General features: G+C 57.7%; 13 protein-coding genes. 5 read left to right on the top strand and 8 right to left on the bottom strand.

Annotation, left to right across the window (positions count from 1 at the left end; translation table 11 throughout):
- Window positions 1–109: 109 nt before the first annotated feature.
- From fsa to NKI08_RS31340, 5 genes are all read right to left on the bottom strand, one after another.
- Complete coding sequence (gene fsa, locus NKI08_RS31320) at window positions 110–766, bottom strand: fructose-6-phosphate aldolase (RefSeq protein ID WP_352774906.1); 657 nt, start codon at window positions 764–766, stop codon at window positions 110–112.
- Window positions 767–912: 146 nt separating this feature from the next.
- Window positions 913–1,284: a DUF488 domain-containing protein gene (locus NKI08_RS34790; RefSeq protein ID WP_502899690.1), complete on the bottom strand. Its 372-nt coding sequence runs from the start codon at window positions 1,282–1,284 to the stop codon at window positions 913–915.
- A 255-nt stretch (window positions 1,285–1,539) separates the two neighbouring features.
- Window positions 1,540–1,935, bottom strand: coding sequence for a c-type cytochrome (locus NKI08_RS31330; protein ID WP_352774927.1), 396 nt, complete (start codon window positions 1,933–1,935; stop codon window positions 1,540–1,542).
- Between the two features lie 135 nt (window positions 1,936–2,070).
- Window positions 2,071–3,840 (bottom strand): GMC family oxidoreductase, encoded by a 1,770-nt coding sequence (locus NKI08_RS31335; protein WP_352774910.1) that lies wholly within the window; start codon window positions 3,838–3,840, stop codon window positions 2,071–2,073.
- A gap of 27 nt (window positions 3,841–3,867) precedes the next feature.
- Complete coding sequence (locus NKI08_RS31340; RefSeq protein WP_352774912.1) at window positions 3,868–4,629, bottom strand: gluconate 2-dehydrogenase subunit 3 family protein; 762 nt, start codon at window positions 4,627–4,629, stop codon at window positions 3,868–3,870.
- A 187-nt stretch (window positions 4,630–4,816) separates the two neighbouring features.
- On the opposite strand from NKI08_RS31340, the gene NKI08_RS31345 reads away from it, so the two are divergent.
- Window positions 4,817–5,668, top strand: coding sequence for a LysR family transcriptional regulator (locus NKI08_RS31345; protein ID WP_352774913.1), 852 nt, complete (start codon window positions 4,817–4,819; stop codon window positions 5,666–5,668).
- Between the two features lie 17 nt (window positions 5,669–5,685).
- Here NKI08_RS31345 and NKI08_RS31350 read toward each other — a convergent pair whose 3' ends face one another.
- The 3 genes from NKI08_RS31350 to NKI08_RS31360 form a co-directional block, all read right to left on the bottom strand.
- Complete coding sequence (locus tag NKI08_RS31350) at window positions 5,686–6,447, bottom strand: ATP-binding protein (RefSeq protein WP_352774915.1); 762 nt, start codon at window positions 6,445–6,447, stop codon at window positions 5,686–5,688.
- Between the two features lie 172 nt (window positions 6,448–6,619).
- Window positions 6,620–7,144 carry a plastocyanin/azurin family copper-binding protein gene (locus tag NKI08_RS31355; RefSeq protein ID WP_352774917.1) on the bottom strand — a complete coding sequence of 175 codons (525 nt, stop codon included), beginning with the start codon at window positions 7,142–7,144 and terminating at the stop codon, window positions 6,620–6,622.
- A complete protein-coding gene (locus NKI08_RS31360; RefSeq protein WP_352774919.1) occupies window positions 7,141–7,554 on the bottom strand; it encodes a DUF5602 domain-containing protein in 414 nt (137 codons plus the stop codon). Before NKI08_RS31360 ends, NKI08_RS31355 begins: the two co-directional genes overlap by 4 nt.
- A 411-nt stretch (window positions 7,555–7,965) precedes the next feature.
- Here NKI08_RS31360 and NKI08_RS31365 point away from each other — a divergent pair, with 411 nt between their 5' ends.
- The 4 genes from NKI08_RS31365 (at window position 7,966) to NKI08_RS31380 (ending at window position 9,917) form a co-directional block, all read left to right on the top strand.
- On the top strand, window positions 7,966–8,511 hold the full coding sequence (locus tag NKI08_RS31365) for a PTS sugar transporter subunit IIA (protein WP_352774921.1): 546 nt from the start codon (window positions 7,966–7,968) through the stop codon (window positions 8,509–8,511).
- Between the two features lie 131 nt (window positions 8,512–8,642).
- Window positions 8,643–9,107 carry a group III truncated hemoglobin gene (locus tag NKI08_RS31370; RefSeq protein WP_352774923.1) on the top strand — a complete coding sequence of 155 codons (465 nt, stop codon included), beginning with the start codon at window positions 8,643–8,645 and terminating at the stop codon, window positions 9,105–9,107.
- 58 nt (window positions 9,108–9,165) lie between these two features.
- Entirely contained in the window at window positions 9,166–9,624 is a 459-nt protein-coding gene (locus NKI08_RS31375; protein ID WP_352774925.1) for an RrF2 family transcriptional regulator, read from the top strand.
- Window positions 9,625–9,773: 149 nt separating this feature from the next.
- Window positions 9,774–9,917: a hypothetical protein gene (locus tag NKI08_RS31380; protein WP_352616137.1), complete on the top strand. Its 144-nt coding sequence runs from the start codon at window positions 9,774–9,776 to the stop codon at window positions 9,915–9,917.
- Window positions 9,918–10,016 lie beyond the last annotated feature (99 nt).

Genomic DNA, 10,016 nt, shown 5'->3' on the forward strand with positions numbered 1-10,016 from the left:
TTCACGCGCAATTTCCTGCCATTTTGGGCGTCATGCAAACGAATTTAATCGGCATTTGAGTGCAACTTTTGTGATAGCTGCCTGCGACCCCCGCCCCTCCCCTGGGTGATTACAGGATCGTTTGCCCCGTCTTCCCCCAGTCGGCGAGAAAGGACTCGAGTCCCTTGTCAGTGAGTGGGTGTTTGGCAAGGTTTCTGAGTGTTGTGGGCGGCACGGTCGCGATATCGGCGCCCGCCATTGCCGCCAGTTTGACATGAAGAGGGGTGCGAATTGAGGACGCCAGGATTTCCGTCGTGAAGGATTTGTCGTTGGCGTATATCATGCGGATTTCTCGGATCACTTCCATGCCGTCCAGACCGAGATCGTCGAGCCTGCCGACGAACGGCGAAATGAAGGTCGCGCCTGCCTTGGCTGCGAGCAGCGCCTGGTTGGCTGAAAAGCACAGTGTGACATTGACCTTGTGCCCGAGCTGACTGAGTGCCCGGCAAGCCCTGAATCCATCCCAGGTCGACGGCACCTTGACGGCTATATTGGCGGCAATGCCGGCCAAACGCTCTCCCTCGGCGATCATGCCGTCGAAGTCGGTCGCGGTGACCTCCGCTGAAACCGGGCCCTCGATCGTCTGGCAAATTTCCTTGATCACATCTCTGATCGGTCGGCCAGTCTTTGAGATAAGGGACGGGTTTGTGGTCACCCCGTCGAGAATGCCAGCGGCAGCAAGCTCGCGAATTTCAGATATATCGGCGGTATCGACAAAGAATTTCATCGTTTTCTCCTCAACTGAGCGCGCCCATCGATGATTGGATGAATTTTCTCTGGTTTGGTTCCGGAGAGACGAGTTTATTGTCGCTGTCGTGATCGCACGCCCTATGTCTTTGAACGCAGTGCTAGTGCAGGAGCGACGTGACCTCTCTATCGACGTCTCAGCAAAATCTCTCTAAGGGCAACGGCGTCGTTGTGGGCCTCGTCATGAGCCGAGTAGACGAGTGTGACGGCGCCTTGCCGTATCAGGTCGCGTAGTCGGTCGAGCTCATCGCGATGCTCATGGATTTCCGCCGCATATCGCCGGCGGAATTCCTCCCAGCGTGCTGGATCGTGTCCGAACCATTGCCGAAGCTCGGCGCTTGGCGCGAGTTCTTTCATCCAATTATCGATGGAGGCCTCGGTCTTCTTGACCCCTCGCGGCCAAAGGCGGTCCACCAACACGCGCGTGCCATCGTCGGCGGCAGGGCTCTCATATGCCCTTTTCAATTTTACTCTCTCGTGAAAGATTTTTTCGCTCATTCGACGTCCTGTCCTGTCCGTCTCCGTATCGTCAACAGCGTCGAGACGCCCGGAGAATTCTGTTCTGAGGATTGCCTCGTCGGCTGCATCCGACACGAACACGAAGATGTCGCCGCGATATCGCTCGATCCAGTGACGGCCGGCACCATGGCTGCGCAGGTAGTCGCCGATCTGATGAACCGTGGAATACCCCAGGCCCTGGTGCAGAAGGAACTTCATACAGGTTGTGCTTTGCAGCCCGTGACAGGTCGCGCCTCAGGGGCCGACGTTCTGACCCTGAGCGTTGAACTGTTTCAGGTATGCGATGACGTCGGCGATTTCCTGGTCCTTGCTGAGACCGGAGAACGCCATCTTTGTGCCGGGCACCATTTTGCGCGGCGCTCGCAGATAGGTCGTCAGCGTCGGTTCATCCCAGATCAGACCCGAATTCTTGTTCGCCGAGGAATAACTGTAATCGGGATATGCACTGGCCGCTCGGCCGACAACGCCGTTTAAGACCGGACCTACCCCGCTCTTTGCGTCAGGGCCGACCTTGTGGCAGGCCATGCACCGTTTGAAGACGACGGCCCCGGCTTCGGCATTGCCGGACAATGTGTCCTGCGCATGGGCCGAACCGACTGAAGTGAGCATGGCGGTGGTCAATCCAAGCATGGTCGATTTCATGTTTGCTGCCTTTCAATGAGCGGCGGCTTGGTTATGGCCAAGGCCGCCCCTGGCAATATCGGGATTCGGAACACACTCAGCCTGCCGGTCCAAACCGCGGATCCGGATCCGGCAGGGCTTGCCTCAGGAGGGAACCAGTGGGCCGGGGTTCTTCAGATATTGGTTGTTGATCGCATCCACCGCCCAGTAGGCAAGAGCACCTACCGGTCCGGTCGGGTTCTTCCCGGCGTTCTGCGGAAACACGCAAGCGCCGGTGACGAATACGTTCGGAACATCCCAGACCTGAAGATATTTGTTGAGAACGCTAGTGTTCGGATCGGCTCCGAAGACTGCACCACCTGTGTTGTGGGTGCTTTGATAAGGCACGACCGAATAAGGCACGGGGGGTATGCTCCGATCGACCTTGGTCGCACCCATCTCCCTGGCGATCTTCACGCAGATGTCGGCCTGACCGTTCATCTGCTTTACCTCATTGTCGTGGAAGTCGAACGTCATTCTCATCAGTGGACGTCCAAAGACGTCGGCGTAGGTCGGATCGAGGCTTAGATAGTTCTGGCGGTAGGCCATCACGGCGCCCTGATTGCCAACGCTGGCCGCGTGGTCATAATTGTCGACCACTGCCTTTTTCCAGTCGGAGCCCCAACGCTGCGTGCCGCGCGGCGTGGGATGTGACTGGATGGGCCGGGCGCCCGAGTTGCTGCAACTGATGCCGCCGCCGCCGATGTAGCCGGCCTTCACGAAATCGTAATTGTCGCCGTTGAAATCGTCCATGCAGGTGCCGAGCGCACCTGCTCCCATGAAGCGATTCAGGATGGTGTCCTTGTCGAAGAAGGCGGTAGCTCCGCCACCGCACTGATAGGCATAGTTGCGCCCGACCACACCGTTTCCCGTTGTCGGGTCATAGGGCACGCCGATCCCCGAATGCAGCAACAGGTTAACGTTGCCGAGCGCGTAGGCCGACAGGATAATGAGGTCGGCAGGCTGTTCGAACTCCCGCCCGCGTGCGTCGAGATAGGTGACGCTGACGGCCTTGTTGCGGGTCGAGTCGAGATTGACCTTCAGCACGATGGAGTTGGTGCGCAGCTCGAAATTCGGGTTCTTCAGCGCCAGCGGAATCACGGTGAAATGCGGGCTCGCCTTGGCATTCGCCTCGCAGCCGAAACGTTCGCAGAAGCCACAATAGTGACATTGGCCGAAGGCTACGCCATCAGGATTGACGTAATCGCGCGACGCATTAGACGAAGGGTTGGGGAACGGATGGTACCCGAGATTGCGGGCCGCCTTCTCGAACATCACCATGCTCTGTGCGGCAATCATCGGCGGATTGGGGTACTCGTCCTTGCGCGATCCCTCGAAGATATTGCCGCCGTCGATCTTCCGACCGTTAATGTTGCCGGCCTTGCCGGAGGTGCCGCAGGTCTTCTCGAACTTGTCGTAATAGGGCTCGAGATCGTCATAGGTGATTGGCCAGTCCTGCAGGTGCATGTCCGAAGGGATGATCTTCTCACCATATTTTTCGATCGTCCGGGTGCGCGCCTGATGATCCCATTCGAGCCAACGCCAGGTGACGCCGTTCCAGTGGACGCCGGCGCCGCCAACGCCCTGGCCGGGCAGGAACGAGCCGAGCTGTCGCATTGGCAGCGCCGTCTGCGATTCGCTGTTGCGGAAGGTGATGGTTTCCCGCCGCACGTTCTGCATGAGGTCGTGGCGAGCGGCGTAACGCAGTTCGTCATGGATCTGCGGGTCGATAAAGTCCGGATTGGTGTCGCGCGGGCCTCCCCGCTCAAGGGCGACGATTTTCAGCTTGGTCGATGCAAGCTCCTTGGCAATGATGCCGCCTGTCCAACCAAGACCGACAATCAGGACATCGACCGCGTTGAGTTTGGTGGCCATGTTATAGTTTCCTTCTTCTTCAGTCGATTAAACGAGATCCTGGATGCCCTTCGGTTGAGCCGTATAGGCCTTGTTCCGAAACGGTTCGATCTTGTCCATGTACATGGCGTCGGCGCCGGGGAACCCGATCATCTTCCAGGCTGCCCTGTCCTTGTTTCCGCCATACATCGGATCGGCGAAATAGCCCTCCATCGTGAGCTGCAGCAGAAGCCCGAAGAAGGTTGCGGTCGGCACTGTTGGAAGCTCCACCTTCTTGCCGTCGAGTTCGGTCACGATCGCGGCGCGATCTTTTTCCGATAGGCCGTCGAAGGTGCTCTTGTAGTTCTTCTGCACATAGGCACTGACGTCGGCGATGCCGGCCCGGATCAATTCCGATGGTGTCATCGGCAATTGATAGCCTTGTTCTGGAGTGCCCTCGCCGAACGGGCCTTCCAGATAAAGCCGGTCGCCCTTGCCGTATCCGCCGGCCATTTGCCGATCGATGTAGATCGCAACGCCGAGTTCCTTGGCGCCTGGACCGGTTGAATCGCTGGGAATGAGCGTATCGACCGCCGCCTCAACGAAGGCGGATTCGTCGACATTGAAGAATTCATAGCCGGAGCCACGGACATCAGATTTCAGGCCGTCGCTTTCGTGACGGTGCGGCTTGCCGGTCGGCGCGGCCATCATTTCGTCCGCCGATGCGGATCCTGCCAGCGGCAGCGTACTCGCTGCCGCTCCTGCGGCACCGAACAGCTTCAAGAAATCGCGACGCCCCACATCGCCTTGGCTCTTGTCTCTCGTCGACATGATCTCTCCTGTGACGCTGCCGGTAAAAGGATGTGTGAGGATGGAGAGAGCTTGCGCCCGCTCCAACCGGCGCTGCGCAGCATCCAGCGCTAGGCTTGGTGGAATTCTTCGAGCGTAGTGCTCACAGTAACTATGTGGCAAGCGAAATTGATTGACATTTAAGTGCAATTTTTATGCTATGTCCGTCATGGACATCGAGCTCGCCCGCACCTTTATCGAGATCGTATCGACCGGAAGTTTCATTCGGGCCTCGGAGCGCCTGAATGTTGCGCAGACGACGGTAAGCGCACGAATCCGCAACCTCGAGCAGCAACTGGGCCGGCCCCTTTTTGTCCGCCACAAAGGCGGAGCTTCGCTGACCTCGGCCGGCGAGCAATTTCTGCGTCACGCCCCGATGTTCGTCCAACTGTGGCAACGCACCCTTCACCAGGTTGCCGTGCCGCCGGGACGCCGGGCTGTTCTGACGGTCGGCAGCGAAGTCAGCCTTGCGCAACCTCTGCTGCTTGATTGGGTCCGATGGATGCGTGGCTCGCTTGAGGATATTGCGCTTCGAGTACACGTGGATGTGCCGCAGGATTTGATCAATCAGGTCGCGTCGGGAATGGTCGACTTAGCTATCATGTACGCGCCCCCGCACAGACCGGGTTTGAAGATCGATCTGCTTTTGGAGGAAAAGCTCGTCCTTGTGACTACCAATTCCGAAGCGCGCGTGCTGGACGAATCCGATTATGTTTATATGGATTGGGGGCCGGATTTTGGACTTCAGCACGGGATGAATTTCCCGAGTGCCGCGCCGGATCTTTCTTTCGATCTCGGTCCGCTCGCTCTGAACTATGTTCTTGCGACTGGCGGCTGCGGATATTTCAGAATGAGTTCAGTGCAGCCTCACATTGCGGCTGGCCGGCTGCATCTTGTGCCTGAGATGCCGCAGTTCTCCTATCCGGTCTATGCGGTGCAATCGGCAAGTGCGGACGAGAGTGTAGTTGGTCCAGCGCTGACGGGATTGCATTCGGTCGCAAGCGGCGACATCAAATTCTGAGAGTTCCAGTGGAGCGTCTAAATATCGGACTGGACTGACGGGAACAGAAGGTCGACCGTTGTTCCAATCCCTCGTTCACTGCTTATCCGGATCCGACCACCAACCATCTGGGTCAGTGCCTGCACTTGCGGCATCCCTATCCCGGTACCCTTCTCACCCTTTGTCGTGAAGAATGGATCGAACACCTTCCGCAACACTTCAGGAGCCATTCCGCAACCCTGGTCTTTGACGCGAACGCATGCGTAGATTCCAGGTCCGGGCGGGTCAGGTTTCGCGGTCGTCTGCACCAAACGCTCGGTGATGACGCGGATCTCCCCGCCACTTGGCATCGCATCTCGTGCGTTCATGACGAGATTAAGCACCGCGGTGTCGAAAAGTGCCGGATCGATCAAACAGTCTGGGACACCGGAACCAAGCTCCAGTTTGACGCGGACATCGGCTCCCGCGCCATACCTCAGGAAAGGCTCGAAAGACGTGAGGAACTCATTCAAATTGCCAGCGTGGATATCGACGTCCTGATGCTTTGCGAAGGCCAATAGCAGTGACGTTAGCTCGATCCCTCGATCGATTCCTTCCCGCGCAGCCGCAATGTAGGCACGAACCCTTTCGGGCTCGTCGGCTCTTCGTTCAGCGAGCCCGAGCCCAGATTCTATTACTGCCAGGAGGTTTCTAAAGTCATGGGCAATACCGCCCGTCATCTCGCCCAAGGCGGCAAGCCGGTGCGTTGCACGCTCGCGATGCTCGGCAGCAGTTCGGGCATCGAAAGGTGCGTCCGACACTTGGGTCCGCGCGTCGCGTCCGGCCTGAGATGGTGGTCGAGTTCCACACGCAAACACGCAGTCTGTCATGAAAGTCCGCCTCACTCACGACACCCAAGAAACTCGCGCTCCCACTGGTATCGTCGTATTAGGTTCCACTTGTTGCGAGGGCCGTGCCTTTCATGCGCATGATCTAAGCGCGCCGGACGACCCGTTTCGTCATGATGTCTTCGACAGTCGGGAATGCCTTGAGGGCCTCCTCCGGTAGGTCGCCGTTTGCTCCAACCATTTCAGTCCAGCCATGTGCCTCGGGTTCGCTGACGATAATGCGGCCGACCATTCCGGCATGCTCATGGGGGATACAGTAATAGTCGTAGACCCCCTGCTCGGTTAAGGTAACCGAAAAGCTCTCGTTGGGCAGGAGATAGTCAGAATCCCAAGATTTTGCCGCCTTGGGCATCCGAAGCGGCCGCTCGAAGTTTGTGGGATTGTACGCCGTCGTCGTATGCGAATTGCCGGGATTGAGATTGGTCCAGCGGATCGTCTGTCCTGGTTTCATCAGAATGCCTATCGGGTCGAACCAAACGTGCGAACCGTCGTCGCGCCCTTGCATCCGGATTTCGATCGCCTCGCCGGCCCATACTGTGACAGAAGAGAGCGAGAGGGCGGCGGCAAGGCCCCCGCCCGCGCTTAGGATCTTACGGCGCGTGAGTGTCATTTGGCGACCCGTGCCTCGTCAGCGGCCGAGACATGCCACAGCACGACGTGGACATGCGGCTCCTCTACCCCCGGATGGCCGGCATTATAGTAGACATCGACATGGTCGACATTGCCGCCGGGAGAAGCGAGGTCGTCAAAACGCTTGTCCGGATTAAGGTCCTTAATCGGCAGCATATAAATCGTGCTGACAAGCTTGCCATCGTGGTCATAGGCAAGGAATGGTCCAGCAGGCAATGTCGTCGGATCAACGAAAAGTTGGCCGATGCCCGGCAGGAAGTCCGGCAGCTTCACAAGCTTGCTGACCTGTTCGTACGGAGCGGCTGGCGGAGCTTTGGTGACCTCATCCGCCGCCATGGCGCAAAGCGAACTGCCCACTGTCAGGGCAACTGCGAGGACGAGTTTTTTCATCACGGTATCTCCTTGTTGAACTAAGAAACGCGATGGCCGAAGATCTTGACTCAAAGAATCCGATTTTCACTTGCTGGCGCGGCCTGTTCGCGTCCAGCCAGCAAGCAGGAGACTGTTCTGATCGTCAAACGAAATTAACTGGCATTTCAGTGCATTATTTCTGCTCGTCCAAGCGTGCCCTGTTTCCTTGATTTCGAAAAATCTTTCACTACCTCTGAAGTGCTATGAATATTTTCCGCCTCGATTTCCTGCAGCCAAGACTGCTCAAAACGGGTCATTAGCCCGGACGCGAGAAAGCCTTGGCTTCGCGTCCGGGACAGCCAGCATCTTCACACCTCATCTGCCTTGCTTAACCAGTGCGGCTGAACGCTGATTTGCGATCGCGTTTGGATCGACTTGGAGTTGACCCTGATGATCTCCCCCGTCTTGTCAGAGGAAGACATTTCGCTTGACCTTGCGACAAAGGGAAAGCAATCAGCCTTATCAAAAATCGCGATCAGGATTGCGCGAAGCGCCGGGCTTGATGAGCAGGTGGTTCTCCGTGGTCTCTTCGACCGCGAGGATTTCGGCTCGACGGGCATAGGTCGTGGCGTCGCAATCCCCCACGCTCTACTGGGTATGATCTCTTCACCTGTCGCGTCTTTGACACGCTTGGCCCAGCCGATCGATTTCGACGGCCCTGACGACGACCCCGTCGATCTCATTTACGCTGTACTCTGGCCGCGCTCTGCCACTTCCGCCTTCCTCCCTGCCCTTTCGCAAACATGCCGGGTGCTTCGGACATCTCAAGTTCGGGAGCGACTCCGACAGGCACGGTCATCGGATGAGGCGTTGGCGATTCTCGAAACTGAGCCGCTTCCGACGCATACTTGCCGCGTCGGGCCTGGCGTCGTGATACCTAAGCAGTTCAGCAATGCCTTAGAATCCAGTGGCGCGGCACGGACCACGGTCAACTAAGAGGGTCGTCGCCAGCGGATTGGGCCAGGCGCAATAACATAGATTGACAATCTATCTTTTATGTCGCATCCATCGAGGAGCGAACCCAAGGCTTGAGCCCGCTCGCATTGGAGAAAAACAGGAGCGTCCAGATGAGTGAGAAAGGTCTGAGTAGAAGAACTATCGTCGTCGACGGCGTCCTGTTGCCCGACGTGCTCGACGAGACAATGATCCGCGGCGTGATCCACGGTTTTTATGACGAAATTCGTCGTGATGACATTCTCGGCCCTATTTTCCACGACCGGATTGAGCCCGACAAGTGGCCGCAGCATCTGGCGAAGATGTGCGACTTCTGGTCTGCGACGCTACTTCGCACTTCGCGATATGAAGGCCGGCCACTACCGCCACACTTGGCCATAGCCGGTCTCGGCGAGGCGCATTTCCGTCGCTGGTTAAAGTTATTTCGGGCAACGGTACGCCGCATTTGCCCGCCCGAGGTGGCAGCGCTCTTTATGGAGCGCGCGTTGCGCATCGCTCACAGTTTCCGTCTCGCGGTCGCCTTCAGCCGTGGCGAGACTACGATTGGCCTCGAACCTATCGCAGAGAAAGACCTGTGATGCCGAATTGGTTTGTTAGTGGTTCCCATAACGGCACGCCAACCCAAGAGAGGCACCGTTGAGGCTGACCAACTTCTCGGACTATGCTTTGAGGATGCTGATGTACGCGGCCTCCGCCGGCGATCGCCTGATCACGATCGAGGAGACTGCCCGCACCTTTAAGGTGTCGAAGACGCACCTCAACAAAGTCGCCAATACCCTGACACGCGGCGGTTACCTGAAGGCGGTCCGCGGCCGTTCCGGCGGTCTTGTTCTGGGGATCCGGCCCGAGATGATCCGAATCGGCGATGTCATACGGCTGACCGAGCCGGATTTCGCGGTTGTGGAGTGCTTCGCCACGGGAAACCAATGTGTTCTCACCGGCTCCTGCAAGCTTTCACGCATGTTTGGCGAAGCGATTGCCTCCTTCCAGAGCACCCTTGACCGCTACACGCTGGCCGACGTCACGCTGATGCCTCAGGATTTCCTCAAGCCGTCACCACTGCAAGTTTCCGGCGTGGTGCAAAGCGGCGAGTAAGGTCGACATCTCTCTACGATCGGAGACAAAATATTGCGCCGCGAAGGATCAAGAGCCGCACCATCTTATCGCATAATCAATGTGAGGACGGCGCATGCGGCCGCCACAGACCGGACGTATGTTCGATTTTTCCCGCACGGAGACGAGCCATGGCTGAACCAAAGAAGAACCATGAGCAGATAACGAAGCAGTTTGAATCGGGTATCGACCCGGACAACAGTCTGTTGCCGATGCTGGTCGGCGGCCTTGTCCTTATCGTGATCGGCGCGATCGTAGTCATGATATTTGTCTAGAGCGGTTCCTGATTTGACGGAATCGAAGGGGATTCCGGATCAGTCGGTTTTGTGATTCAAGATGCTGGCTGGAGTGGAGGCCAGCATCGGATGACGCGA

Origin of the sequence: Mesorhizobium sp. M0768 (assembly GCF_040320195.1) — a bacterium.
GTDB lineage: Bacteria > Pseudomonadota > Alphaproteobacteria > Rhizobiales > Rhizobiaceae > Mesorhizobium.